24 protein-coding genes are annotated in these 25,988 nt (G+C 44.6%); 16 read left to right on the forward strand and 8 right to left on the reverse strand.

Going from position 1 to position 25,988, the window contains the following annotated elements:
• The first annotated feature begins 61 nt into the window (after nucleotides 1-61).
• The 4 genes from NG792_RS18885 (at nucleotide 62) to NG792_RS18900 (ending at nucleotide 2,998) form a co-directional block, all read left to right on the forward strand.
• On the forward strand, nucleotides 62-829 hold the full coding sequence (locus NG792_RS18885; RefSeq protein WP_261201710.1) for a hypothetical protein: 768 nt from the start codon (nucleotides 62-64) through the stop codon (nucleotides 827-829).
• Between the two features lie 371 nt (nucleotides 830-1,200).
• Nucleotides 1,201-1,659, forward strand: a complete 459-nt coding sequence (locus NG792_RS18890) for a deaminase domain-containing protein (protein WP_261201711.1) — start codon at nucleotides 1,201-1,203, stop codon at nucleotides 1,657-1,659.
• Between the two features lie 20 nt (nucleotides 1,660-1,679).
• Nucleotides 1,680-2,588 (forward strand): hypothetical protein, encoded by a 909-nt coding sequence (locus tag NG792_RS18895; protein WP_261201712.1) that lies wholly within the window; start codon nucleotides 1,680-1,682, stop codon nucleotides 2,586-2,588.
• Nucleotides 2,589-2,608: 20 nt separating this feature from the next.
• Entirely contained in the window at nucleotides 2,609-2,998 is a 390-nt protein-coding gene (locus NG792_RS18900; RefSeq protein ID WP_261201713.1) for a hypothetical protein, read from the forward strand.
• Between the two features lie 227 nt (nucleotides 2,999-3,225).
• On the opposite strand, the gene NG792_RS18905 is transcribed toward NG792_RS18900, so the two are convergent.
• Nucleotides 3,226-5,700: a CHAT domain-containing protein gene (locus NG792_RS18905; protein ID WP_261236399.1), complete on the reverse strand. Its 2,475-nt coding sequence runs from the start codon at nucleotides 5,698-5,700 to the stop codon at nucleotides 3,226-3,228.
• Nucleotides 5,701-5,797: 97 nt separating this feature from the next.
• Between NG792_RS18905 and NG792_RS18910 the strand changes: the two genes are divergently transcribed.
• The 3 genes from NG792_RS18910 to NG792_RS18920 all read left to right on the forward strand — a co-directional run bounded on the left by NG792_RS18910 (nucleotide 5,798) and on the right by NG792_RS18920 (nucleotide 8,122).
• Nucleotides 5,798-6,439, forward strand: coding sequence for a sigma-70 family RNA polymerase sigma factor (locus NG792_RS18910; protein WP_261200515.1), 642 nt, complete (start codon nucleotides 5,798-5,800; stop codon nucleotides 6,437-6,439).
• A gap of 169 nt (nucleotides 6,440-6,608) precedes the next feature.
• A complete protein-coding gene (locus NG792_RS18915) occupies nucleotides 6,609-7,556 on the forward strand; it encodes a DUF1822 family protein (RefSeq protein ID WP_261236401.1) in 948 nt (315 codons plus the stop codon).
• 179 nt (nucleotides 7,557-7,735) lie between these two features.
• The gene (locus NG792_RS18920) at nucleotides 7,736-8,122 is read left to right on the forward strand and encodes a four helix bundle protein (protein WP_261200517.1); all 387 of its coding nucleotides are present in this window, start codon (nucleotides 7,736-7,738) and stop codon (nucleotides 8,120-8,122) included.
• Here the strand turns inward: NG792_RS18920 and NG792_RS18925 are convergent.
• Entirely contained in the window at nucleotides 8,088-8,327 is a 240-nt protein-coding gene (locus NG792_RS18925) for a hypothetical protein (protein WP_435387591.1), read from the reverse strand. The two genes, NG792_RS18920 and NG792_RS18925, sit on opposite strands and share 35 nt — an antisense overlap.
• On the opposite strand from NG792_RS18925, the gene NG792_RS18930 reads away from it, so the two are divergent.
• From NG792_RS18930 to NG792_RS18960, 7 genes are all read left to right on the forward strand, one after another.
• Nucleotides 8,290-10,614: a CHASE2 domain-containing protein gene (locus NG792_RS18930; RefSeq protein WP_261236403.1), complete on the forward strand. Its 2,325-nt coding sequence runs from the start codon at nucleotides 8,290-8,292 to the stop codon at nucleotides 10,612-10,614. The genes NG792_RS18925 and NG792_RS18930 overlap by 38 nt on opposite strands.
• A gap of 177 nt (nucleotides 10,615-10,791) precedes the next feature.
• Nucleotides 10,792-11,586 carry a DUF928 domain-containing protein gene (locus NG792_RS18935; protein WP_261236404.1) on the forward strand — a complete coding sequence of 265 codons (795 nt, stop codon included), beginning with the start codon at nucleotides 10,792-10,794 and terminating at the stop codon, nucleotides 11,584-11,586.
• 524 nt (nucleotides 11,587-12,110) lie between these two features.
• Nucleotides 12,111-14,291 carry a DEAD/DEAH box helicase gene (locus tag NG792_RS18940; protein WP_261236405.1) on the forward strand — a complete coding sequence of 727 codons (2,181 nt, stop codon included), beginning with the start codon at nucleotides 12,111-12,113 and terminating at the stop codon, nucleotides 14,289-14,291.
• A 119-nt stretch (nucleotides 14,292-14,410) separates the two neighbouring features.
• Complete coding sequence (locus NG792_RS18945) at nucleotides 14,411-15,160, forward strand: hypothetical protein (protein ID WP_261236406.1); 750 nt, start codon at nucleotides 14,411-14,413, stop codon at nucleotides 15,158-15,160.
• 144 nt (nucleotides 15,161-15,304) lie between these two features.
• Entirely contained in the window at nucleotides 15,305-15,643 is a 339-nt protein-coding gene (locus NG792_RS18950; RefSeq protein ID WP_261236407.1) for a hypothetical protein, read from the forward strand.
• Between the two features lie 114 nt (nucleotides 15,644-15,757).
• Nucleotides 15,758-15,898 carry a hypothetical protein gene (locus NG792_RS18955; RefSeq protein WP_261236408.1) on the forward strand — a complete coding sequence of 47 codons (141 nt, stop codon included), beginning with the start codon at nucleotides 15,758-15,760 and terminating at the stop codon, nucleotides 15,896-15,898.
• Between the two features lie 79 nt (nucleotides 15,899-15,977).
• Nucleotides 15,978-16,949: an aldo/keto reductase gene (locus tag NG792_RS18960; protein WP_261200533.1), complete on the forward strand. Its 972-nt coding sequence runs from the start codon at nucleotides 15,978-15,980 to the stop codon at nucleotides 16,947-16,949.
• Nucleotides 16,950-16,970: 21 nt separating this feature from the next.
• Here the strand turns inward: NG792_RS18960 and NG792_RS18965 are convergent, their stop codons facing one another.
• The 6 genes from NG792_RS18965 to cysH form a co-directional block, all read right to left on the reverse strand.
• Complete coding sequence (locus tag NG792_RS18965) at nucleotides 16,971-17,579, reverse strand: DUF4276 family protein (RefSeq protein ID WP_261236409.1); 609 nt, start codon at nucleotides 17,577-17,579, stop codon at nucleotides 16,971-16,973.
• Complete coding sequence (locus NG792_RS18970; RefSeq protein ID WP_261236410.1) at nucleotides 17,573-18,760, reverse strand: AAA family ATPase; 1,188 nt, start codon at nucleotides 18,758-18,760, stop codon at nucleotides 17,573-17,575. Before NG792_RS18970 ends, NG792_RS18965 begins: the two co-directional genes overlap by 7 nt.
• A 254-nt stretch (nucleotides 18,761-19,014) precedes the next feature.
• Entirely contained in the window at nucleotides 19,015-19,872 is an 858-nt protein-coding gene (locus tag NG792_RS18975; RefSeq protein WP_261236411.1) for a DUF4435 domain-containing protein, read from the reverse strand.
• Nucleotides 19,869-21,188 (reverse strand): AAA family ATPase, encoded by a 1,320-nt coding sequence (locus NG792_RS18980; RefSeq protein WP_261236412.1) that lies wholly within the window; start codon nucleotides 21,186-21,188, stop codon nucleotides 19,869-19,871. Before NG792_RS18980 ends, NG792_RS18975 begins: the two co-directional genes overlap by 4 nt.
• A 115-nt stretch (nucleotides 21,189-21,303) precedes the next feature.
• Nucleotides 21,304-22,608 carry an exonuclease subunit SbcD gene (gene sbcD, locus NG792_RS18985; protein ID WP_261236413.1) on the reverse strand — a complete coding sequence of 435 codons (1,305 nt, stop codon included), beginning with the start codon at nucleotides 22,606-22,608 and terminating at the stop codon, nucleotides 21,304-21,306.
• 233 nt (nucleotides 22,609-22,841) lie between these two features.
• Nucleotides 22,842-23,603: a phosphoadenosine phosphosulfate reductase gene (cysH, locus tag NG792_RS18990; protein ID WP_261236414.1), complete on the reverse strand. Its 762-nt coding sequence runs from the start codon at nucleotides 23,601-23,603 to the stop codon at nucleotides 22,842-22,844.
• A 373-nt stretch (nucleotides 23,604-23,976) separates the two neighbouring features.
• Here cysH and NG792_RS18995 point away from each other — a divergent pair, with 373 nt between their 5' ends.
• Nucleotides 23,977-24,273, forward strand: a complete 297-nt coding sequence (locus tag NG792_RS18995; RefSeq protein ID WP_261236415.1) for a glutaredoxin family protein — start codon at nucleotides 23,977-23,979, stop codon at nucleotides 24,271-24,273.
• 98 nt (nucleotides 24,274-24,371) lie between these two features.
• The gene (locus NG792_RS19000) at nucleotides 24,372-25,865 is read left to right on the forward strand and encodes a UDP-N-acetylmuramoyl-L-alanyl-D-glutamate--2,6-diaminopimelate ligase (protein ID WP_261236416.1); all 1,494 of its coding nucleotides are present in this window, start codon (nucleotides 24,372-24,374) and stop codon (nucleotides 25,863-25,865) included.
• Nucleotides 25,866-25,988: the final 123 nt, after the last annotated feature.

Below are 25,988 nucleotides of genomic sequence, written 5' to 3' on the forward strand. Positions count from 1 at the left end.
GAGGGAAAAGTTTATGGGAATTATCCCCCTCCTCCAACAACAGTAAAAAAAAGTGAATTTTATGGTACAATATTCTTCAAATAAAAAATTGCCTTTATTAAATAAAATCCCGGAACCTCTCAAAAGCTTAATCAACAAAATCAGGGAGGAGCGTTACACAGCGCTTTATGAATCCGAAGCTGATGGAACAGCTTCCCTAGACAATGCCTTAAACGATATCTTAGACGTTTTTCAAACGAGCGGTAAGACATTGTGTCATTTTCGATATGTCTGGTTAAGCTTGATTTTGGTTTTAGTCGTCGAGCCAATCGTAGAATCCTATCAGGCTCAAAATAATTTCACGAAGTCCACCCTAGAATTGCTAGAGCGGGGGATATATTCGCAAATTGACTCTGACTTATCCTCGAAAAAATTACATTTTGATTTGCAACAAGAAATTGACAATTTGGAGGCAATTTTTTCCCAACCAATTGAGCCGATCAAAAATAAAGGTATAGCCAATTTACAAATTATTTCAGAATCCAGAAAGGTTTTTAGAAATGCCCTCCGAGTGCTAGACCGGGAGCAAGCGAAAGAAGCAACGTTAGAAATATTAAAAGATTGTCTGGAAGGATATGCCATTTTCCCCGGTTCTTCGGGCCGACGAGATTTGTTTGACTGGTGGTTATTAGAAGTAGTTCCAGCTAGTTGGTATTTATTATCTCCCCGGACGCTTTATGTAGGAGAATGGGTGGAAAATCCAGAAGAATTTCAGGTGGAAGGAATCAAGAAACTCCAGGAAATCAGCAGTCAAGTGAGGTCGATTTTTACCAAAAATTCCAGTACCTAGACTTTGGGAAGGAGATTGAGTGAGGAGCAGGATTGTTTAGGCGATCGCCCGTTCCCCTGACATCCTCTCCCGCCTCTAGCGAAATTCCTGGACAGTAGAGCAGATTTCAAGTTATAATAGAACTACCGCCTTGCTTACTGATGTGGTCCTGGAGGTACAACTGAAGATAAGTTCTGATATAGCGACCCTAAATGAAGTGGAGAATGGATTTTAACCCGAGAACCTTGCAGTGCAGTAAGCTTTCGCCTGGGCATCTGGCTTTGCGCAGTAAGCTTTCGCCTGGGCATCTGGCTTTGCATCGGACTTCGCTATCTTTATATCAAAGTGATTTAGACTGGCTAGATCATTCACTTATTAAGAATGAATGAAAGGTGTTTTCAGAAGTAGAAACCCTAGTCAAGGAGCGTTTGCAACAGGGTGCTACCCAAATTCGAGATAGATACCTGGACAAACCCTTTCCTAAATCGAATGTTGCGATCGCTGAAGTCCATCTAAACAATGAAATACTGTTTTGTGTAGGAGGCACATCAAAAGGAAGAAAAAAAAGCCCTATTCCTAAACCCAAGTCTAAGTCAGAAGGGGGACAATTTGATCCAATTCAAGATTCTCGTACTGCAAGGGTAATGGATACAGATGCCGAATATAAAGTATTATCAGAGATCGGCGATGTATTGGACAGCTACTATTCTCTTCAGGTAGAAGGAAAAGTTTATCTTTACACCGAACTAGAACCTTGTCAAAGTTGTACCCATATCATTAAGCAGTTTGAGCAAAAATTCCCGAATATAGAGGTCAAACTCTTTTGGGACCATCCCTATTTACCCAATTGATAGTAATGGAGGCAATGTTTATGGTCCAGTCACCTAACTATTTTTCTAAGAGAAAGTTAACACTGTTAGATAAGATACCTGACCCTCTTAAAGCCTTGCTGAACAAAATTAATCAGGAGCATTATGAAGAACTTTATGAACCCGAGGCAGATGGAAGAGTATCTCTTGAAGATGCCTTAAATGAAGTTTTAGATTTTTTTCATGAAAGGGATAAGACATACTGTCAGATCCGTTATGTATGGATGACCCTAATTTTTGCTGTATTAGTAGAGCCAACCGTAGAATACTATCACCCTGAAAATGGTTTTACAAAGCAAACAATACATCTTATAGAAAAATGGATATTATCCAATATAATCGATCCAGTAGCTAGTTCAAGAGGTGTTAATTATCACTTTCAGGCAGAAAAGCTTAAAAACTTAGAGGATCTTATATCGGAAAAAATTAATTCCTCTAAGTGGAATAAGATGGCAAGTTTACAAATTATCTATGAAGCTATAGATGTATTTAAAAATTCCATCCGAGTTTTAGATTACCACCAATCAAAAGCAGCCCTTTTAGAAATTTTAGAGGATTGTTTAGAAGGATATGCGATTTTTCCAGGTTCCTATGGAAGACGAGATTTATTTGATTGGTGGCTACTAGAAGTTGTTCCATGTAGCTGGCATTTAGTACCTCCAACTTCGCTCTATATAGTAGAAGGAGTACAGAATAAAGACCAAATACAGTTAGCTCAAGCGAGTAAATTACAGTATCTTAGCGAAAAAATACGTTTTAAAAGGGTTCTAATAATAAAAAATATAAATAAACAAAATACCTTTAATAATAAAATTGAAGGAATGGAAATTACCTTTAATACTTCTATTCCTAGTAAGGCCATACCAAACAGCATTATATCCTCTGAATACAAACCATCTATTATTGTGTAGTAAATTAAGGTAATATACCCATGAGCCATAAATCTGATATCGACCAAGAGTTAAGAGAAAAACAAGTAGAGTTTTTACTTGGAGAAGAAAATTTTGATGAAGAAATAGAAAATTATGAAGATGATTATTTTGTTAAACTGCAAGAATCTTGTTTAAGTTTTTTAGCAAAAGAGTCTTTTAAAGTCGGACAAATAGTCCGGTGGAAAAATAATATGAAAAACAGAAAATTGCCTTACAAAAATCAACCAGCTATAGTTGTGGCTGTTTTGAATGAACCAATTATTAATAATTTAGAAGATTCAGGAAGTCCTTATTTCCGGGAAAATTTAGATATTGTTTTAGGAATTTTAGTGAATCATAATACTTTTTTAACTTTTTATTATGACAGTCGAAGGTTTGAGATGTATTAGCTAAAATAGTAAGGCTGTTTCCTTCTAAAAATTTAGGCTTGCCAAAAACCATGAGAGGGAGAAAGTTTGACCCGTTTTTTTGCCCTCCCCCCCATGAGCTGAAGGCAAAAATGGCGCTGGCCTGACTACAAGGGGCTTTATCCGTGACCTCCGGTGGTTTTTGGCGGCTAAAATGAAACAACTCTAGCGCCCAAAAGTCGCCTATGGTGAACGCCGATCGCCAGGTCTCACTGACTCGCTGATTCGCCGATCAGCATAAAGGCTCCCCAGTCTCTCACATTTGGATAGTCGGGCAGGGTTGCCAGCATCGCTTGTCGCAAAGCTACCGCCCGATCGCCGGTTTGGGGGAGAACCCGATAAAACTCCTCCATCAATTGTGCGGTCGCCTGATCGTCCGCTTGCCATAAGGAGACGATGACACTTTCGGCACCGGCACCGATTACGGCGCGAGATAATCCAATAATGCCATCGCCGGTGATGCTTCCTCCACCTGTACTGCAAGCACTCAATACCACTAAATCCGCATTCAACTCCAACCCGATAATTTCTTCAGAAGTGAGCAATCCGTCATCGCGATCGCTCGGTGCTAAGGCGATCGCCCCCAACAAACCCGACTCGCTAAAATCATCCAGTAACCCGTGGGTTGCCAGATGGACGATTCCGGCGGAAGTGATCCGTTCTACTACTGCCGTCTCGGTTGCCTCACTTCCGATTAATGGTTGAGTGTTTAGCATCGCGGCAATGGCAGTCGCTTCTTGTTCCGCACCGGGTAAATTTTTTAATCCCTCTGGTTCTTCTCCCGGGTTTCTTTGGAAAATCGGCATCACGGGATTACCGACGACTAAAGCACCTGCGGTTTCCCTGGGGCGATCGCGTTTCGCGATGCGCGCGATTTGTAGCAATTGAATCCCTGGCGCTGTGAGAATAGTATGTTTTTCGATTAAGTAGCGATCGCTTTCATCAATTAGCGCGGGAAAGGGCACAAAAAATAACTCTTTGTGAGGAATAAATATTACTTTTTCTTCGGGATTTGTGGGAAGTAAATCCGCAATCGGATTTATCAATAATTCATGCAGCTTTTTCAACTTTCTATTGCTAACTTGTCCCGGGGAAATGGTGGGGAGCGTTTCCGTGATGGAAGAGCGACTGCCTCGCACCAATGCCGTTAATAAAGGTTCGGGTTGGGCGTCGGTTTCCTCCCCGACCAAAAACTGGACTAAATTATCTCGAAATCCTTCGAGTAGACTTAAATCCACTTCCCGAAACGCGATTGCACCTGTGGGTTTCACCACCCAAATTAACAGAGAAGAATTTTTAGCAGAATTATCGACTACAATGGAATATTCAACCAAAGTCGCATTTTGTTCTGCTGCGACTTGCTGAATGTCTTGAATTGTGGGGGGAGGAATTTGGCGATCGCTAAATTCTTGCGCCGCTTCTGGCGAAAGTCGTTTGGCAATTAACTCCACAAAAGCCCGAGCGCGACCTCTTTCCGCCACAGTTAATGCTTTCTCGGGTTGATTTTGGGCAATTAATGCTTTTTGTAAAATGCTATAAGTGGACTGATATTTATCGAAAATAGAGACTTTATTGAGATCGCTTAATCCCGGACGTAAGGATTCTAAAACATCTATTCCTGCATATAATGTTTCCGTAGCCTCGGGAAGTTTTCCTGCTTCAAATAAGGCCAATCCTTTGTTCTGGAGCGTCACAGCCATGCCTGCTCGATTGCCGATATTTTCCCGAATCTCTAAGGCGCGTTCATAGAATTCTAAGGCTTGAGAATATTCCCCCATCCGGCGATGAACTGACCCCAAATTGTTGAAGGCTTGTCCGATAGAATCTAAGTCTCCTAGTTCCCTCATCACGGCTAATCCTTGCTGATAGGCTTGAATGGCTTGGGGATAATCGGCTAATTTTTCATAAATTGCGCCGATATTAATCCAGGTTTGACCGATTCCGAGGGTATCTTGGACTTCGGTGGCGATCGCTAAACTTTTTTGGTAAAATTCTAAGGATTGGGACAATTCACCGAGAGCATCATAAGCCGCTCCAATATTTGCAAAAGCGATACCGATCGCCCACTGGTCGCCCTCTTTTTCAAACAGGGACAGAGCATTCTGGAATGAAGCAAGTGCTTTGTTCGGTTGTCCTAACTGTCTGTAAAGTTCTCCCATATTTGTGAGGATTACCGCTTCCCCATCCTGTTCCTGCTCCCCTTGAACAATTGGCAAAGCTTGCTGATAAAAATCGAGCGCTTGGGGATAGTCGCCTAGAGATTGATAAACGGCACCGAAATTGACGAGAGTTTGTGCAATTCCCGAGCGATCGTTAATTTGTTGGCGCAGGGTAAATGCTTGGTTTAAAAATTGCAACGCTTGGGGATAGTCGCCGAGGATGCGATAAACGACAGCAATATCATTTAAAATAACCCCTTCAAGTCGGCGATCGCCAACTTGAAGCGCCATTGTTAAAGCGCGATCAAACGTCGCCAGTGCCTCCTGAAATTCCCCGCGATCGGTCTGTTCATAACCTAGTTCATACAATCGCCGCGCTTCTTGAGCAAGACTTTCTTCCCCCGTTTGTGCCAATACCGGCAACAGTCCAAGTTGACGGGAAGGAAATTTGATAAACTGGGTTTCATCATTCAACAGAATAAAGCCAACAAGCAAAAGGCAGGACGAGATATTTTTTAGACGCATTTTAGTTACAGGAAACAGAGAATAGGGAATAGGGAAAGAAGTAAGAGGAAAACGAACAACAAAGGACAAATGAGCAATGACCAATGACCAACAACCAATGACTACCGACCCCCTACAATCCCTGATTGAGGAGACTTGTCGTCACCCTCCCCAAACTGTCGAACGCCAGCGAGGATTGACTCAACTCTACCGGCTGATTGTCAAATCAGGCAAGCTTTGGCGAGAATATACTCCCTATTATGAAGAAGTGTGGCAACAAACATGGCTGTATTTTTGCCTAAATTTATGTGAAGCAACCACCGCCAAAGATAAATACGACCCCGATCGCAGTCTGGTCACTACTTGGCTCAATTTTTACCTCAAGCAGCGACTCAAAGATCGTGCCATCAAAGCGCAATCCCTGACAAATCAGATGGTTTCAGCATCACAATCTGTCGATGATGACGACACCCTCACGTTTTTGGATAGGTTTGAGGCTCCTCGGGATATCCCCCCGATCCTGCAAGGGACCCGCGAGTGGGTGGAAACTGACCCCGATGGGGAATTGCAGCGGATCCACATTCGAGGTCGAAAAGATGTCACCTGTCAAGTGTTAATTCGGCGACGTTTACCCCCAGAAACCTCCTGGGAGGAACTTTCCGTAGAATTCAAATTGCCGGTTTCGACCCTCAGCACCTTTTATCAGCGCAAGTGTATGCCGCAATTGCGTAAATTTGGCGAATCCGAAGGATATCTATGAAGGAGGAGAGGGGATTTGTCGGTGGTCATTGGTCATTGGTCATTGGTCATTGGTCATTGGTCATTGGTCATTGGTCATTGGTCATTGGTCATTGGTCATTGGTCAAATCACAAAGGACAAATAACAAAGGACAAATAACAAAGGACAAATCACAAAGGACAACTGACAAATGATGACTAATCTTACCATACCGATGTTGATTGCTAGAACTTCCCGCCGCCTTGCGAAGCAGTTTGCACTTGAACAACCAAATCGACAGAAAGCTGAACAAGTTTATTTTAATACTTTGGCTATTTGCGTGGTGAAGGATTATTTGGAATGGATGGGAATTGCTACCGAAGTGAGTGCGGCAGAAAGTTGGAATGCGATCGCTCGTTTAGGAAGCAATGTTGCTGATTTACCCGTGACGGGATTGGGACGGATCGAATGTCGTCCCATGCGAGAACATGAGCCAAATTGTCACATTCCCCCGGAAGTTTGGTGCGATCGCATTGGGTATGTGGTGGTACAAATCCAAGACTCCCTGAAAGAAGCAACTATTTTGGGATTCATCAACCGGATTGATTCCCAACAGTTCCCTCTGAATCAGTTACAACCCATTGAAACTTTGCTGACAACCTTGGCAGAGTTGCGCCTTGGGGTTTCCTCTAACAATGCGATCGCCTCCCAATCTCCTGTGGTGTTACTCAGTCAATGGTTGCAAGGTTCCTTTGCCGAGTCATGGCAATCATTTCAAACCATTTTTGGAGAAGAAACACTCGCTTATCATTTCCGAAATTCTCCCCGCGAAGGGGATGGGGGAGTGGAACGCGCAACACTGATAGACTTAGAAATGCAGTTTGCCACCCAAGTGGTGGTGTTGTTGGTGGCACTCACCCCCGAAGGCGATCGCATTGCCGTGAGAGTCCGACTCTATCCCCCCGATGGAGAAACTTATTTACCGCCAAATTTGAGATTGGCATTGCTATCGCCGGAGGGGGAGGTTCTCCAAGACGTGCGATCGCGCCGCCAGGATAACTACATCCAACTTCCCCGCTTTACGGGTGAACCCGGGGAACGGTTTTCTATCCAAGTTGCGCTAGAAAATGCCACAATTGTTGAACAGTTTGAAATATAGTCATTTGTCATTTGTCATTTGTCATTTGCCAGATAAAGAGAAGGGAAAAAAGAGAAGAGATAAGCAAATGAGCAGAAATAACCTTTAAACTGATGAAATTGAGCTATAAGGCCCTTTTAACCAATAATCAAGTCCCACTAATCCGTCACTAACAACCAATGACCAAGGACCAATAACCAATGACCCACAACAAAAAAAACACAGACTTCAAAAACTTGCACGTTTATCAGTTATCAGCAGAACTAGCGGATTTAATTTGGGATATTGTTAGGGAATGGGATACCTTCGCTAAAAATACCATTGGTCAACAAATCGTTCGTTCTGCTGATAGTATAGGAGCTAATATTGCCGAAGGATGTGGTCGAGGTAGTTTCCAGGACAATCGACGTTTTGTCAAAATTGCCCGAGGATCTTTGAATGAAACAAGGCACTGGTTGACAAGAGCAGCTAAAAGACAACTGCTTACTGAAGAACAAATTAACCAGATTAAACCAATAGTACATGAATTAGCCCCCAAGTTGAACGCTTATCTCAACTCAATAGGCTCCCAAAAAAGTGATGATTAGACCCTTGGTCATTGGTTGTTGGTTGTTGGTCATTTGTCCTTTGTCCTTTGTCATTTGGATTAATGACCAACCAACAACAACCAATGACCAACAACCAATGACCAACAACCAACAACCAACAACCAATGACCAACAACCAACAACCAATGACCAACAACCAATGACTAATGACAAAGGACAAAGGACAAATAACAGTCGTTATCAATCTGGGATATGGCAATTTGCTCAGTGGTTTCCCCAACGTTACCGCGCTACTTTGGGAACCGGAAAATCCGCGTCCCCTGAAATTTATCGGTGCTTTACCTCCTGCGACTGAATTAGACGCGATTTATAGGCGATGGCAACTGATTTATCACGCACTTTATCGTACTCCCGGATGGCGTCCTCGCATCAAAATCGACCGGGAAGATATTACTAATGTTTCTCAAGTGGAGTTTGCGGATATTTGCGTTCAATATGTGCAACTGATTGATGAATGGTTGAATGCGGAGGAATTTAGAAATATCGATCGCCAGTTGAGATCGCATCTTCACCATTCCGATGAAATCCAAGTGATTCTGGAAACCGATGACGATCGCCTGCGTCATTTACCCTGGCATTTCTGGAAGTTTTTGTCCGATTATCCCAAAGCAGAACTCGCGTTAAGTGCTCCTCAATATCAACGGGTGGAAAAATCTCATCGCCGAGAGCAAATGAGAATTTTAGCGATTTTGGGAGATAGTAACGGCATCGATATCGCACGAGATCGCTCTACTTTATTGGAACTTTCCGACGCGGAAACGGTTTTTTTGGTGGAACCTTCCCGGCAGGAGGTTGATGAACAGTTGTGGGACGATCGCGGGTGGGATATTTTATTTTTTGCGGGTCATAGTGAAAGTCAAGAAGAGGGAACCCGAGGGTTAGTTGCTATCAATCCCCGCGATAAATTGGGTATTTATCATCTAAAATTGGCCCTGAAAACAGCAATTGCTCGCGGATTGCAGTTGGCTATTTTTAATTCTTGCGATGGATTGGGATTAGCGAAAGAACTGGCCGATTTACAGATTCCTCACATTATTGTTATGCGAGAATCGGTTGCCGATGGGGTGGCGCACCTATTTTTGGTAAATTTTGTTAAAGCGTTTTCTAGCGGTTCTTCCTTTTATTTAGCAGTGCGACAAGCGCGGGAACGGTTGCAAGGATTAGAAGATCAATTTCCTTGTGCGAGTTGGTTGCCAGTGATCTGTCAAAATCCTGCCGAAGTTCCAATGCAGTGGCGATCGCCACCTGTAGTAGAAACTCAGCAATCCTCTAAAGTTCGCGATCGCTGGGTGGGAGTCATCCCTTTGGCAGTCACCTTGATTCTGCTTCTGATCCGCCAGTTGGGACTATTGGAGGGATGGGAACTGAAAGCGTATGACCACTTCATGCGATCGCGTCCATCCGAACCCCTAGACTCCCGGATTTTAATCGTAGAAATTACCGAATCAGACGTACAATCGAAGGAAGAATATCCAATTTCCGATGCCACATTAACCCAATTGTTGCAAAAATTAGAACTGCATCAACCGCGAGCAGTCGGTTTAACCCTGTATCGCGATTTACCCGTTCCTCCGGGTCATGCGGAATTAAGGGTTCAGATGCAGCAGCAATCGAATCTGGTGGCAGTCTGTAGCTTTGACAAATCCTATGGAGGACCAGTGCGATCGCCAGTGGGAATCCCCACCAACCAATTAGGATTTGATGATGTACTTATCGATCCTGATGGAGTATTGCGCCGTCATCTCTTGTTTATGAGTACCACCTCGGAATGTAACACTGGCTTTTCCTTGAGCTTTCAATTAGCCCAAAAATATCTGGCTGCGGAGAAGATTTTCCCCAACAATCAAGGAATTAAAGACAACCCATTGCACCTAGGTAAAGCAATTTTAAATCCCCTGGAACTGAATAGCGGAGGATACAAAACCCTCCCCCAGGGAGGCTGGTATGGGATGTTAAATTATCGTTCTTTTCCCATCGCTCAAACTCTCACCCTAACGGAAGTCTTAAATGGAGAATTTAACCCCAATTTGGTGAAAGACCGAATTGTCCTCATTGGGTTGACCAGTAAAGTCAACGCTAAAGCTTTTTTCACCCCCTACGGCGTCGGAAAATCTCCCTCGGAAAAAGTACCTGGCGTGATGATCCAAGCACAGAAAGTGAGTGAGATCCTCAGTGCAGCATTGGATGGACGTCCGATGATTAAAGTATGGAGTGGGTGGGGAGAAGTGATCTGGATTGGACTGTGGTCAGGGGTAGGAAGTGCGATCGCCTGGTGCATTCGAGGGAGACTCCGCAGAGTCAGTGCCATCCCCCTGGCGATCGCATTTCTCTATCTCCTCTGCTATCTGCTATTCCTCCAAAGCACCTGGGTTCCCCTCATCCCCCCAGCATTGGCATTAGTCATTGGTCATTTGTCATTGGTCCTTGGTCCTTTGAGAAGGAACAAGGGACAAGGGACCAATGACAATTGACAAGGGACAAGAGACAAACAACAAGGGACCAATGACAATTGACAAGGGACAAGAGACAAACAACAAGGGACCAATGACAAATGACAAATGACAACTGACAAATGACAACTTTGCGTAAATTTATCCCCAAACTGCGATAGGTAAACAGAATGTCAACCTGTATGGAGGAGTAGAACCTTGTCACATCCTTTGGGGAAACCATCGAACCCGGCCAAATTGCCGATCGCGATCGGTCTGATTGTCTTCACCGGCATCGTACCCGTCACGAGAGTTTACGGCACATCTGGCAGTGAATTACGCCAGGATCTTCGTCAAGTGCCATCACCCAACGCGGCGATCGCCACCGTATTTGAACCCCCCGATCCTGACCCACCAGAGGATCGCGAAGGTTCTGGGAGTCGCACCTCATGTCCGCCAGTGGATAAACCCTTGACCGGATTAATCGCTTCTCAAGTCAATTATACTCTCTCGGGACATCCCACATTCTGGTTCTACGTGCCGTATCCGTCCAGTCTGGCGCGTGAGGTAGAGTTCGTCCTTCTGGATGAAGAAGAAACCGAAGTCTACAAAACCGTCGTCCCGATTTCCGATACCCCAGGGATTGTCAGTTTCCGCTTACCGGAAAACATTCCTGCCTTAGAAGTCGGCAAACAATACTTGTGGCAATTCTCCTATCGATGCAATCCCAGAATTCGTGCCGAAGATGACTATATAGAAGGAATGGTCCAACGAATTGCAGCAGATAGCACACTCATCAGTCAGCTAGAAGCTGCAACAACACCGATGCAGCGCGTGGAACTCTATGCAGCGAATGGGTTGTGGCATGAAACCCTCACAACCCTTGCGGAACTTCGCCGGGATAATCCAGGGAATGCAGAAATTGCCGCTGAATGGACGGAACTTCTCGAATCCATTGGATTGGGTCATCTAGCCAATGAGGCGATCGGGGGGTGTTGTCGTCCCTTGCAGTAGGGATTAGTCATTGGTCCTTGGTCATTTGTCCAGGGACCCGTGACCAGTGACCAGGGACCCGTGAACAATGACCAAAAACTTTTTTTCCCAATTTGCGTAAAAGTTGTCCGCTACAACGATAAGTAAGTGTAACCCGCGATTTCAGGAGTTCTACTGATTGTCAAGCTACGGATTGGTGCGCGATCGGGCCTTGCCATCCCTGGGGAGCCAATATGGATCCCTCATCTGTCAACAAAATCCAGTAAAAATACTGATGCCGGGAAACATTAGAAAGGCTTTAATTGGTAATTAGCAAAACTTATTATTGACGATAAAAAGCGATCGAAGTTCCCAGAGCCTCAAACTCATTTAGCCACCCCTAGCCAGGAGTACCCCTTGTGCCGATCCTGTAAATCATCGTTATAAAGTTATGAAATCGCTGGAAAAAACTCCCCGGTAATTCAACAGCAATGATTTTGCTGGATATCCACAGCTATGCCATAGACTTGCTATTCACCTCAAAGGAAATAAGGATAAAGACTTTCATGAAACCTCAAAAATTTATCACCACTGAGCCAATCAGTGAAAGTGGCAAAGATTGCGAACTCAAGGTATGGAATGCCGCCAAAAGTGCATTTTCGGACAGAGACTGTATAGGATATTGGCGGTATCCTCTGTTTGCTAAAGTCGGAGAAGTTCGTAAAGAGCCTGATGTACTCATTGCCGATCAAGAATTGGGTGTGATCCTGATTGAAATTGCTTGTGTCACGATTGACCAGATTGTTGCCGTCAATGGGGAACAGTGGCAATTCGAGACTAGCAATATAATGTTAGGAAGTCCTGGGGAGAGAGTAAATCGCCAACTGCAAGCGTTACTTGGGTATTGCGATCGCGAATCACAGATTTTTCGGAAAATTACGGGTCGAGGAATTGTGGCTTTGCCTTTGGTTAAACAAGAAGAATGGCAACAGAAAGGCTTCGATCAGCTACCGGGATGTCCACCCGTGATTTTTCAAGGTCAACTCGGTAAAGTCGGTCTACTAGAGCGGATTCAACAATCCATGCCAATGGTCACCGGGGAAAATCTTGATGATGAGCAGTGGACGATTCTCAAAGCGGTGATCGGTGGAACCCCGGTACTCCGCAAACCTCCTCGAACGATTTCTGCTGAAGGAAAAACTCGCGCGGGTCTGGTGGCTACTTTACAAGAAAAGCTGTATGAGTTAGATTTGCAGCAAGAAGAAATCGGCAAGCAAATTCCCCCCGGTTCCCAGCGGATTCGGGGAATTGCTGGATCTGGAAAAACTGTTTTGCTTTGTCAAAAAGCAGCGCATATGCACTTAAAGCATCCGGACTGGGATATTGCTTTAGTGTTTTTCACTCGCTCCCTATATGACCAGATTGAAAAATTAGTTGATCAATGGTTGCGCCGCTTTAGTAATGGTGATGTCAAATACGATAACAAGGTAAAGGATAAACTAAAAGTGCTTCACGGTTGGGGTGGTAAATCCCGTCCTGGTTTATACTACACAATTTGTGAAGAAAATAATGTTGCCCCCCTAACCGTTGGAGATACTAAGCGAAAAAAAACCAATGAAGGCTTGGCAGATATCTGTAATCGACTATTAAATGGGAAACAAATTCAACCGATATTTGATGCCATCCTGATTGACGAAGGACAAGATTTAGTCACAGAAGACGATCTAAAGTATTACGAAGAAAGTAGTGGTGAATCTAAGCAAGTCATCTACTGGATGGCTTATGAATCTTTGCGACCCGTCGATGTGGATAATCCAGAGCAACGCCGTTTAATCTGGGCTTACGATGAAGCCCAAAGTTTAGATAGTTTAAAAATTCCGATGGCTAAAGAACTGTTTGGAGATAGTTTAACTAACCTAGTCAGAGGACAGTATAACGGAAATATTAGAAAGAGTGTCATTATGCATCGTTGCTATCGGACTCCCGGCTCAATTCTGACCGCTGCACACGCCATTGGCATGGGTTTATTACGTCCGAATGGAATGCTGGCCGGACTGACCGATAAAAAAAGTTGGCAAGCGATTGGTTATGAAGTCAAACAAGGCAGTTTTAATCCCCCGGGTCAGCAAATTACTTTACACCGACCTCCAGAAAATTCTCCAAATCCTATTCCTAAACTATGGGACGATCCAGTATTAGAGTTTGAAATTTACGACTCTCGCGAAGAAGAGTTAGAAGCCCTGGCTGAAAGAATTAAGCATAATCTCAATTACGATCGCCTGTTACCAAGCCGAGACATATTGGTTGTGGTGTTGGGTGATACCTACGAAGCCATGAAACTGGAAACTGAAGTAGGCAGCTTTTTAATCGATGAAGGGATTAATGTCTACATTCCCAGTGGCATCCGACTCAATCAACTGAGTCCCAAGTATCCGAATACCGACCCCGATAGCTTTTGGAAAGATGGCGGGGTCACCGTGTCTCGAATCCACCGTGCGAAAGGAAATGAGGCGAACATGATCTATGTCGTTGGATTAGATAACGTGGCGAAAAATGAAGCCGATCCCAACTTACGAAATCAGTTGTTTGTTGGGTTGACCCGATCGCGAGGCTGGGCTTGCTTGAGTGGAACTGGCGATTATCCATTGTACAACGAAATCCGAAAAGTAATCGCGAGTGGAGACACTTTTACCTTCACCTTTCAACGTCCCCCGAAAATTAATACAGGTGAAGAGGAAGAAACCTAATCTTTAGATTTAGACAACCTTCGGGGTTTGAAACTAATTCTTTCAATTAGGTATTTTTCAGCCGCCGACTCACAACCAATGAGTTTCTAAAATAAACTACTCAAGGATGACATTAGACCATGAAAAATATTCGAGATTTATTCCAAGCCGATCTAGATCGTTCGCTGAAATTAGCTAAAAGCTTAGTTGCGCTAGAGATCTTCGGTGAAAATCAGTTGGAAAAACTAATAAAAAATGATCCAGAACATAAAATTTCAATGGGAGTAGGCACATCTTTACATCCTGATATAGAAAAAGTTTTGACAAAAGATTTATTAACTGAGTTACAAAGTAACCCCGGTATAGTTCAAGAAATAGTTCACGGATATTTAATACAAGTTTGGTATGAATTTCTCGGGCAAATTTTTCAAGCAATATTGCACGAGCATTTCTGCGGACCAAACGATTACTCTAAACTTCCCAAAATAAATGTTCAATTAGATTTAGCTATATCTAATAGTTCTAACATTGTTTCAAATATTGAAGAAAAAGCGGCGAACTGGTTTGAGCATGAAAAAAACCATGAAAAGATTAATAAAATTGAAAAATATTTAGAGATATCGATTGATGAAAATTTAAAACAGCGCATTAAAAAATATATTATTGTTCGCAATGTTATTCAGCATAACCGAGGAGTATTACGCGATCAAGATTTAGAAACGTTAGGTCGTAAGGGAGGGAATATTACCTTAATCAATGATAGTCAACAACACCAAGCATATACAGCAGGAGAGAGAGTCATGATTAGCTACTGGGAAGTGGAAGCACTAAAAAACGATTTATATGAAGCCTCAAATCAGCTAATTCCCGGAGATAGCGAGTCTACATGATTTCTCCGAATGTTGGAGGAGAATCTTAAACGCGATCGCCCCTGTCCTATACCCCCCCGGGACGAACCGTCAGGTCAGAAAAGCGATCGCCCTTTCCCAACCCAATTCAAATCAACACTTCCTCTCATCAAAAACATTAGCAATATGAAAACATTCATCCCGATCGCAGTCTGCTCAATTATTGGAGGAATTATTGGAGTAACCCTCGCTTCTCCCATTTCCTACACTCTCTATGAAAGCATTCCGGGGCAGGGTTATTCTCGCAGTTGCAGCCCAGGAGATATGTTTTGTAACTCCACAAGAAGTCGAGAAATGTACTCGGGAGGAAGCTACAGCACCCGTTCAGTTATGGACAGTGAAGAAACCTTGCAGCAACAATTTATTTACGGGGGTCTTGGGGTCGCTGCGGGATTGATACCCAGTGCTTTGTTAATGGCTATTCTTAACCGTAAAAAGACAAAATTACCCTCAAAAGAGGCGTAATCAAAGAGAAAGCAACTGGAAAAAGCTGCACTGAAATAGAACAATGCTGAACACCCGATTTGTCTTGTGCATTTCTAGGCTACTGTCGGGCGGTTAGTTCTGATCGCAGTTGCCATGAAAGAATTCCCTCCTATCATTCGAGTGCAATTGGAAAGCGATCGCCCGTTCCCCACCTCAGAGCGATCGCAACTATCCCAAAGTCATCATCACCCCAGTACCCAAAATGACCAAGAACCAACGACAAATGACAAATGACAAATGACAAAAAACTTTATTGTCCGGGCGCGCCCTATTGTAAGATAGACCCGATTCAACTCATTGACCACCTGTGACTATGGCAACCAATCTCTCTCTTCCACTTATGGGCTGCGGTACTTGGGCTTGGGGTAACCGGCTTTTATGGGGATATGAACCCAGTATGGATGCGGAATTACAAGCGGTGTTTAATCTTTGTGTCGAAAATGGCGTGACGTTATTCGATACCGGGGATTCATACGGGACTGGCAAGCTGAATGGACGGAGTGAGACGCTGTTGGGGCAGTTTGCTCAGGAGTATCAGGGTCCGAATGCGGATAACATTTGTATAGCGACCAAGTTAGCGCCTTATCCTTGGCGGTTGACGCGGCAGTCGATGGTGTCTGCTGGGGAAGCGTCGGCGCAGCGGTTGGGACGGCTGGATTTGGTGCAGATGCATTGGTCTACGGCAAATTATGCACCGTGGCAGGAGTGGTCGTTGTTGGATGGATTGGCGGATTTATACGATCGCGGGTTGGTGAAGGGAGTGGGTTTGTCCAATTACGGTCCCAAACGCCTGGAACGCATTTATCAAAAGTTTAGCGATCGCGGAGTTCCCATTGCTACCCTGCAAGTTCAATACTCTCTGTTGTCTACCTATCCCGTGACTACCTTGGGGCTCAAAGAAGTTTGCGATCGCCTGGGAATTCAACTGATTGCCTACAGTCCCCTCGCTTTGGGATTATTAACGGGAAAATACTCAGAAAACGGTCCCTTCCCTCCAGGGATTCGCGGATTCCTGTTTCGGAATATTTTACCCAAAATTCAGCCTTTGTTAGACTGTTTGAGAGCAATTGCCTCGGACCGCAATAAAACCATGTCCCAGGTTGCCATCAATTGGTGCATCTGCAAAGGGATGATTCCCATTCCCGGTGCAAAAAGTGTGGAACAGGCACAGCAAAATCTCGGTGCTCTGGGTTGGAGTTTGGATGCCGGGGAAGTGCTGCAACTGGATCAAGTGGCGGCGAATTCTAATAAAACAATGGTGCAAAATATCTTTCAAACGACTTAAAATAAATCAACCGGGTAATCTCTATAGAAGTTTATCAATTTCCTCGAAAAGAGTCTGGCAATGCTTTGAAGCCTGACAAACTTTTTGAATGTCTATGAGGGCCAACAGTTTGCACCCATGTTCTATTTTTTTATATTCACCTTTCTGCGTGTGGCGGGTTGCAGCCTTTAAAGTGGGTTCCAAGTTATCCTTGGGAATTTTTTCGATGTTAGTAGATTTCGGCAAGGAATTAGCTTGGAATTTCTGTCCATAAAATTTGCTTAATGCCTCAATATCGGCAATAAACCATGCTTCCATTGCTTGAACCATCAGATGGCACTGGCGATCGCTCACTCCCAGGGAATCCCAGTTATCGGTTGACTTCAAATGTTGCCAAGGGGTTTGAGTTACGGGACCCTCGGAGTCAACTAATAAGATGTTACAGGCATCAGGATAGTCTATCAAAGCATTTGTAAAGTCGCGATAGGTATCATTGCGAGAGCCACAGACGGTAATATTCCAGCGAATTTTGCGATCGCGTGCTTTTTTGATAAAACCTTGGAAGAACTGGCTAAATCCACTTCGGAGCAATGCTTTGGTATTTTTAGTATTTCCCCCGCCTTCAATATAAAGTCTAATTTCTGTTACCATCGATTGCCTCCAAGTTCACCCATTCGCCATAAATCTCCCAGGGTGTAATTGTCCAGCCATTTTTTCAGGCGGTCTGGATCCAACCGCCGTAATTCGCTGCCGCGATCGCTGCGATCGCAAACTAGAACAGACTCAGGAGGAAGTGCCGAAATTAAAGCATCGGAATGAGTGGTAACAATCAGTTGAGTTCGCGCCGACGCTTCCACCAACATCTCCGCAATCATCGGTAAAATATCTGGATGTAAGCCAATTTCTGGTTCTTCAATACAGATAACGGGTCCCGGTGTAGGGTCAAGGAGTAACGCCATTAAGAATAAAAAACGAAGAGTGCCATCGGAAAGACGAGTCGCCGGAATTGGCTCAATTAATCCTTCTTCTCGGATAAAAACTTGCACCGTCCCGCCATAAATTTTGATACTCAACTCCTCAGCTTCTTCATAAAAATTTTTCAAAGTTTCGATTAGGGTGCGACTTCCGAGCTTGTGTTGTAAATTATTCAAAACTAATCCCAGATTACTCCCATCGGGAAGCAAGGGAGATTCCGGTAAATCAGTTTTTTGCGGCAACCTAATCGGTGAATCTCGTCCCAGTTGCCAATCCCGATACAAGCCAATTTTAGTAAATTGATTGCTCAGATAAGTTAACTGGGGATATTGCTCGGGGTCTTTTCTTTGAGATAAAACCGATTGGTCTGCACTCAGGGTTTCTCGCCGCAAAGACCGTTTTTTTTGTCCCTCAATTTCCGTGGGAATCGTGATAACTGGATGACCCCCTTGGTAGCGATAGAAAAAATCAGGTTCTTCTTCCCCGGGTTCAGGCTGTTCATTTTCAATGGTTTCATCAACCAATTCCAGTCTTTGACCGGATACGGTAAAACTAAGCTGATAGTGTAAAGGCATTAAGCCTTCTGTCGGTTCCAATGTGGCATCAATTAGGGCATTCGGAGATTCTTTACCCCCTTTCCAAAGAAAATCGCTAATGCCTCCCCCTTTACGAATTGGAGCCATTAAATCCGTGGGAGTTGCCTTTAAGATTTCTAGGGCTTCTATTAAATTGGATTTGCCGGATGCGTTTCGACCAATCAATACATTTAAAGGCTGTAAGTCTATAGAATCTGCCTCATTTCCATAAGATAGAAAATTTTGCAGTTTTAGGCGATGAATAAACCTTTTTCCTTCCACTTGCTCCTCCGGATTAATGAGAGATAATTTTCAATTATACGCAATCCGGTTCTGATATGTCTATAAAAACCCGCACCCTCAAGGGTGGGGCGATACGGACGAAGCCCGCCTGCGCGGGCTCATAGAGAAAACGAACTTCTTAAACCGGATTGGGTAGGATTGGGGGTTTATTAATGTTAACTTAAAAAATGGTTTGCCGAGTGAGCAGAAAATTATTAATGTTTGCTGAAGGAAATTTTTATTGATTAATCCGACTAAGCTAAAACCTTAAACGGTGGATTTGCAGCTTCCCATTGTAGAATAGCTTGGTAGAGTTCTGTCCTAGAAAAAAACCAAGCCTCATAAGCCAGTCGTAAATCTTTTTCTAGGATAAGGCTTTCGACTTGCCTGGTGTTACAGGACCCCAAGGCTTTACAGAGTCCAATGGACAGAATGCAGATGAGATCATGACCGCAACAGACAGACCAGGGGTTGTGAGTCTTTTGTTTTAAATCTTCTATCCGCTTGTGGAGGGTTTGTTCATCTAAATCATATTTTTGTGAGTTGTTTTTAACGGTTTTGATGAGTTTTAATTCATCTAAGGCTAAAGTGGTATCATCAATAAATTTTTTAAAGGATAAATCTTCAAATTTTAAGGAAAGGCCCTCTTTGAGGGACAGCCATCGCAAGTAGCCTAAAAAAACTCCGGGTAAAATCAGGAGAGTCCGAATATCTTGACCTGTAGATTCGGTCAGCTTTTTGATTTTCTCTTCCGATCCATATTCAGCTAGAACTTTTTCCAATGCCGGGGACTGGAGGAGCATGGTTTCCAGGTCGTGGGTGTCGGTCATGAGTAGATTTGGGGTAGGGGATTGCTTCCCCTCTAGGCGATCAAAATCCGCATCGACAACTGCTAACACTCCTGAAACGTTATCTTGTTCTAGGATATCCAGTGCGCCGATCGCCTTTTCCTTATTAGTCGCATTTTCTACGAAACATTGTCTGAGATTGACCAAATTTTTCCAGACTCGTGCATCGGTTTCGCCTTCGGTGATTAAAAATGTTCCCTGATATTGAGTCCGCATTAAGCGAATTTTATTCGCGACGCGATCCGGTGTTAAGTATTCTCTCATGGCCCTTTTAACTCCACGGTCAAATCCCAGCGATCGCTGATAATATCGGGAGAATGGGTGGCGATTAACACATCAATATTCACTAACTTGGCGATTTGTTGTAAATCTTTGAGAAAATGAGCTTGCCAAGCGACGTGCAACGACAGTTCAGGCTCATCAATTAGAATCAAGGAATTGGGTTTTGCTTTGAATAATAACTCATACAGCATCACCAATTGATGTTGTTCCCCAGAGGATAGGTTCTCCGGGGATAACTGCTTGCCATCATCAGTCTGAAATATAAAACCTTTTTCTTTGTTGACGCTGATACTTTTATAACAAAATCTGCTATTAATAATTCGCTTTAAAATTTCTATTTTTTGAGCCAGTTCTTCAAAGACCCTCAGCTTATTTTCTACATCTTCTACATAAACGGATAAAATACTTTTGGCGGTGTCATCAATTGAGCGGTCCACTTGAAAATCTGGGTCTTCATCTTGATTTAAAAGTCCCGCTTCTATCAGCCGATAGCGCTTTTCTTCGATTTCCCTTAACTTGGCATGAATTTTTTCGCCGGTTAAGTCAGGGTGTGCGGTAGTTTTGACCACTCTTGCTGGAAAAGTCCGATCCAAGGATTGAGCTAATTCTCCATATTCAGCAAGTTTACTCTGAATATGTTCGGCGAGTTCTTCAGAATAGGCCGCAACGGAGGTGATTCTCGGATCTTCCCCCCCGCTCAAAACATTACTGAAATTGAATAACCGTTGAGCTTCTATTAATTGTAATGCTATCGATTTTTTGACATTTATGAACCAATTTGGCTCGGTGTTTATTTGCCTTAATTGTTTTGGTAAAACTTCACCAAACCTACGGATAACATCTGCAACTGGAAGTATTTCATGGGTTGAAAAATTAAACGATATTTCATAATTTATGGGACTTGTCTCTGGAATGCGACTCTCAATAACTTGACTCATTTGTTCAAACGAATTAGAATCAGAAGCTACATCAATGAGTTGAAATTCCTCCTTTTTGGATAATCCAGAATCGAACAATTGAAGGGTTATCGGGTGCTTCTTGGCTTTGGAGGTTTTCTCGATGGATTGGGTCACCACTAACTGCTCCCCATTATCAAACTCAACCCGAAATTCGCTGAACGGAATCGTCACTAATTCCAAGTACCGGGAATTAAATAGGCCATTGAGCATTCTTAGTAGGATAGTTTTACCAAACCCATTCGGACCATGAATGATGGTAATTCGCTCATCTAAATTTAAGGGGATGGTGTGATTAAAAATTCCAAAAAGATTGGTCACCGAAATTTTATGGATTCTCATCTTGACCTCGGGTGTAGCCAGGGTTATATTGTTACTTGCGCTCTATTTTACAGGACTATTCCCTAGGTTTAGAGAATAATTTTTTATCACGAGGATGCAATTTTGTCAAGTTATTTCACAGCAATTTCAGTTGCACTGAGGGATTATCCGCCTCCCTCTGTTCCCCATCTTCACCTGTTGAGGAAAACTGCCACATCTGTTCATCTCCCGCCAATAAACCCTCGGCTGCTTCTAGTAAATCGGTTTTGATATCCTCTAATCCTTCTCGATTCTCTAAATAGGTTTGTAAGGCACTTAATGGGTCAATTCCAGCGCCTGCATTCAGTTCGGGAACTCGGGGTCTGGCGAGTTGGCTGACGAGTTCGGGTTGAATGGTGTAGTTATGTGCGATGCTTAAGGCTGCATGAATGACGGTGTTATCAATTAAATCAATTTGGTGCGATCGCAATTGATAAATCAACCTCACTACTGCATCCTCAATCTCCTGTTTGCCGATCGCCTTTAAAATCTGCTCTTGAGGATTCTCCGCTTCCGATACATCCACCTTAATCGTCTTAAACGCTCTCACAACCAACGGGCAAAATTCCCACTTCGCCTGTCCCCGTTCTAACTCCACCATCACATAGCCTTTATCTTCCTTCTGCTCACTGAAATCCACCCGTTCAATACTCCCCGGATAAATCACCGGCGGATTATTCGTGGGATTCAGGTTCTGATGGCGGTGAACATGACCCAATGCCACATAATCAAACTCGGGGCGAATTAACAGAGAAATCGGAATCGTAAACCCCTTGCCAACAGCCAGAAACCTTTCGGCGCCTAATTCAGCGCGATCGGCCATTAAATGCGCCAGCAGGACTGTGGGTACTGTTTCGTCTAGTTGGCGGACTTCCCCTTCTAGGACGACGCGCAAACGGTCAATTAATAACTGATTCACATCCGAGAGGGAAATCCCCTCAGTTTGCGATCGCGTCATTAAGGTAGAACGGGTAATCCAAGGCAAGGTAATAATCTGCACCGGACCCTTGGCAGTTTCTATGCGATGAGTCGTGACGCTATCACCAACGATAAAACCGGGGACTCCCAAAGTGCGATAAATCGATAAACTTGCTCCCCCTTGTCCCTGGGAATGTTGATCATGGTTACCGACGAGCAAAACTGTGGGGATATTTGCCTGGACTAACCGATGAAATTGACGCGCAAACGCTTCTTGAACAAACGGAGGTGGAGTGGCATCAGGAAAGGCATCTCCGCCAAACAAAACTAAATCCACGGGTTCTGCAATAGCGCGATCGATGCAGCGACTCAAGGTGCTGACAAAATCTTCTAATCGCGTATTCAAGCCCGTGGCTGGATTAACTCGCCCGTGGGAAAACCCACTGCCGATATGGATATCTGAAAGATGCAGAATTTTAATCATGGGGTGTTGTTAGTCCTTTGTCCTTTGTCCTTTGTGTTTTGTCCTTTGTCCTTTGTTTCTGTTTGGTTTGGACAAACTGGCGCGATCGCCTTATTTTAAACCCAGTGACAAAAGACCGAGGACTCTTCACTTCCTTTGTCTATTGTGCGTTGTTTCTTGAACGTTGCACAGACTGGCGCAGTCGCCTTGCTTCAAACCCGAGGACAAAAGGACCTAGGACTATTCACTTCCCCTTAGATATGAATGCCGCATTCGCTTTTAGCCGAACCCCGCCAGCGTCCAGCGCGCTCATGTTCTCCGGCTGCTACGGGAGTGGTTAGGGGTTCATCGCCAATACTGCCATACCCTTGATCGTGCAGGGTATTATAAGGCACACCATGCTTCATAATGTAAGCCCAGGTTTCTTTGCGGGTCCAGTTGGCGAGGGGATTGACTTTAATGCGTCCATCGTTATCCCGTTCAAAGATGGGCATTTGAGCGCGAGAACTGGATTGGTCCCGGCGGCGTCCCGTAATCCAGGCTACGACATTGAGTTCTTCCAAGCCCCGTTTTAACGGTTCCACTTTCGTGAGATAGTGGAATTGTTCAACATTGCTGTGCCACAAGGCAGTGCCGTAATGTTTGGCGAACTCTTGGCGATCGCTGGCTTCTGGGTTTTTGTAGATATGCAAATCTAAGTTGTAGTGCTGCTTAGAGCGTTCTACCAACTCCAGGGTCTCGGCAAAGTGGTGCAAGGTGTCGAGAAACAGAACAGGCACCGGGGGATTTGATTTGAGTTCACGGTAGAGGAGGTCCATGACAACCATGCCAGTGGCTCCAAATGCCGTGCTTTGCACAAGCCCTGTGGGAAAATTATTGATGCACCAGGCCAGAATCTCTTGGGGATGGGAGGACTCAAATCGTTGATTGAGTTCATCCAGGTCGAGACTGGTGGTGGATTTGGTTGGTGCCTGTACTGAGTTGACCATGCTCGTTTCTTTACTGTAATCAGTCATTTAAGGGTTTCCAAAATCAATCATAGCCTAAAACACCCCTAACTTGGTCGGGAATAAGTATTTTATTTCTCAAGGAGGAGTTTAACGGTGTACTTGCTTCTATCCAAGGGCTGGGAATTCCTATTCCGCAAGGCTTACATTACTGGGTAAAGTTTTATGAAGTTACCGAGAGGAATAGAAGGGATGCCCTCAAATGTGCCTCTTTAAGCCAGGGATGGCTATGGGGTAGCTTCAGATTAAGACTTAAGTATTTAGACTTAAGTGCCATAAAAATTATACCCTCATTAGGAGGCGAGCACCGCATCAACTAGAGTTGATGATTCAGGCTGGCTTTCCCCTAAAATAACCACAGTTGGGGTCTGGAGTAAAGAGAATGCGATTAATTATGTACAGCAAGCCGGATTGCCACCTCTGCGAGGGCTTGCAGGAAAAAATAGAACAAATTCAAGACTTGAACTTTGAGCTTGAGGTGCGCGACATTACCACCCAAGCGGATTGGTTCGCCGCCTATCAGTATGAAATCCCGGTTCTGTGTCGCGTGATGACTCCGGACCCAGACTCGGAAATTCCGCCCAAAGAGGAACCCCTGCCCAGGCCCTCTCCTCGGGCCTCGGTGCAGCAAGTGCAGCAAATGTTACAGCAATACTTTCCGAAAAATGATTCACAATAGGCGAAAAATAATGCAAGACGAGAGGGAATGAGGGGTCTACTCTGTTCTCTTCTTTCTTGGATGAACGATCGCCCAACCCCGTGTGAGGAATTAAAACGATGAAGCTCAAAGCGTTATTACCCAGCATTTTGTTAGAGACCCTTGACAAGGAGGCGCTGGAAATCGAGGTCACGGGTTTAAGTACCAATTCCCATGCGTGTCAACCGGGGGATCTCTTTATTGGAATGCCGGGAACCCGTGTGGATGGCGGAGATTTTTGGCCCTCGGCGATCGCAGCAGGTGCAGTGGCAGCCTTAGTCAGTCCCCAAGCGGCGCAAAAACACCCACCCCAAGCCGATGCGGTGGTGATTCCCGTGGCAGATATGACCGCTGCCTGTGCCCAGGTAGCCGCAGCATTTTATGGAGAACCGGGGAAAAAACTCAATTTAATTGGGGTAACCGGGACCAATGGCAAAACCACCACGACTCATTTAGTGGAGTTTATTCTCCAGAAAGTCCAAAAACCCACGGCCCTGTTAGGGACCCTATATGTCCGGTGGCCTGGATTTGAACAGGTGGCGGCCCATACCACCCCCTTTGCCGTGGACCTGAATCATCAGTTAAGTGATGCAGTCCAGGCGGGATGTGAATTTGGGGTGATGGAAGTCAGTTCCCATTCCTTGGCCCAGGGACGGGTGCAGGGGTTGCCGTTTCAAGTCGGGATTTTTACGAATTTGACCCAGGACCACCTCGATTTCCATGAAACGATGGAAAATTACTTCGAGGCGAAAGCCAAGCTATTCAGCGCGGAATATTTACAAGGTCGCGCTGTGGTGAATATTGATGATAGTTATGGACAGCGTTTGGCTGAACGGTTAAGTGGGGATAAGCTGTGGAGTTATAGCACCTACAATTATCAGGCGGATTTATGGACCACTCATATCCAGTATGAACCGGCAGGGGTGAAAGGGATGCTGCATACGCCGATGGGTGAGGCAGAGTTTTCCTTGCCCTTGGTGGGACAATACAATGTGGAAAATATGCTGGCGGCAGTGGGGGCGGTCCTGCATTTTGGGATTCCCTTGGCGGAGATTGTGGCAGTGTTGCCGGAGTTTCCGGGAGTACCGGGACGGATGGAACAGGTGCTGATTAAACCGGACCAGGATATTAGCGCGATCGTGGATTATGCTCATACGCCGGATAGCTTGGAAAATGTGCTCAAGGCGACGCGACCCTTTATTTCCGGGAAATTAATCTGTGTGTTTGGTTGCGGGGGCGATCGCGATCGCACCAAGCGTCCGATTATGGGTAAAATTGCGGCAGAACTGGCCGATCTGGTGGTGGTGACTTCGGATAATCCCCGCACGGAAGACCCCGAACAGATTTTAAAAGATGTGGCGGCAGGGATTCCCGAGAGCATCTCAGCGCGAGTCATTGGCGATCGGGCCACCGCTATTCGGACTGCCATCCTGGAAGCCAAACCTGGTGATGGGGTAGTGATTGCCGGGAAGGGCCATGAAGACTATCAAATCCTCGGGACAGAAAAAATCCATTTTGATGACCGAGAGCAAGCGCGGGAGGCGTTAAATCAACGGTTTGCGGCGGTGGTTTAACGGGTCCAGGGACCGGGAGAGTTACCCGTTGAGGTTATTTTTGGCAACAATGCAGCAAAACTCTAATTTTTGCTGCATTTGAGTAGAGTCAGTCCCAAAGCCCTCCCGAAGACATCAAAAGAG

Source organism: Laspinema olomoucense D3b (genome assembly GCF_025370785.1).
Lineage (GTDB): Bacteria > Cyanobacteriota > Cyanobacteriia > Cyanobacteriales > Laspinemataceae > Laspinema > Laspinema olomoucense.

Coding starts and splice junctions, on each gene's coding strand:
- NG792_RS18930 (WP_261236403.1), top strand. CDS start 8,290: ATGACAAAGGACAAAGGACAAATAACAGTCGTTATCAATCTGGGATAT.
- NG792_RS18995 (WP_261236415.1), top strand. CDS start 23,977: ATGCGATTAATTATGTACAGCAAGCCGGATTGCCACCTCTGCGAGGGC.
- NG792_RS18955 (WP_261236408.1), top strand. CDS start 15,758: ATGAAAGAATTCCCTCCTATCATTCGAGTGCAATTGGAAAGCGATCGC.
- NG792_RS18980 (WP_261236412.1), bottom strand. CDS start 21,188: ATGAGAATCCATAAAATTTCGGTGACCAATCTTTTTGGAATTTTTAAT.
- NG792_RS18915 (WP_261236401.1), top strand. CDS start 6,609: ATGATGACTAATCTTACCATACCGATGTTGATTGCTAGAACTTCCCGC.
- NG792_RS18920 (WP_261200517.1), top strand. CDS start 7,736: ATGACCCACAACAAAAAAAACACAGACTTCAAAAACTTGCACGTTTAT.
- NG792_RS18905 (WP_261236399.1), bottom strand. CDS start 5,700: ATGCGTCTAAAAAATATCTCGTCCTGCCTTTTGCTTGTTGGCTTTATT.
- NG792_RS18910 (WP_261200515.1), top strand. CDS start 5,798: ATGACTACCGACCCCCTACAATCCCTGATTGAGGAGACTTGTCGTCAC.
- NG792_RS18900 (WP_261201713.1), top strand. CDS start 2,609: ATGAGCCATAAATCTGATATCGACCAAGAGTTAAGAGAAAAACAAGTA.
- NG792_RS18975 (WP_261236411.1), bottom strand. CDS start 19,872: ATGAGAGAATACTTAACACCGGATCGCGTCGCGAATAAAATTCGCTTA.
- sbcD (WP_261236413.1), bottom strand. CDS start 22,608: ATGATTAAAATTCTGCATCTTTCAGATATCCATATCGGCAGTGGGTTT.
- NG792_RS19000 (WP_261236416.1), top strand. CDS start 24,372: ATGAAGCTCAAAGCGTTATTACCCAGCATTTTGTTAGAGACCCTTGAC.
- NG792_RS18965 (WP_261236409.1), bottom strand. CDS start 17,579: ATGGTAACAGAAATTAGACTTTATATTGAAGGCGGGGGAAATACTAAA.
- NG792_RS18895 (WP_261201712.1), top strand. CDS start 1,680: ATGGTCCAGTCACCTAACTATTTTTCTAAGAGAAAGTTAACACTGTTA.
- NG792_RS18885 (WP_261201710.1), top strand. CDS start 62: ATGGTACAATATTCTTCAAATAAAAAATTGCCTTTATTAAATAAAATC.
- cysH (WP_261236414.1), bottom strand. CDS start 23,603: ATGACTGATTACAGTAAAGAAACGAGCATGGTCAACTCAGTACAGGCA.
- NG792_RS18945 (WP_261236406.1), top strand. CDS start 14,411: ATGAAAAATATTCGAGATTTATTCCAAGCCGATCTAGATCGTTCGCTG.
- NG792_RS18940 (WP_261236405.1), top strand. CDS start 12,111: ATGAAACCTCAAAAATTTATCACCACTGAGCCAATCAGTGAAAGTGGC.
- NG792_RS18950 (WP_261236407.1), top strand. CDS start 15,305: ATGAAAACATTCATCCCGATCGCAGTCTGCTCAATTATTGGAGGAATT.
- NG792_RS18960 (WP_261200533.1), top strand. CDS start 15,978: ATGGCAACCAATCTCTCTCTTCCACTTATGGGCTGCGGTACTTGGGCT.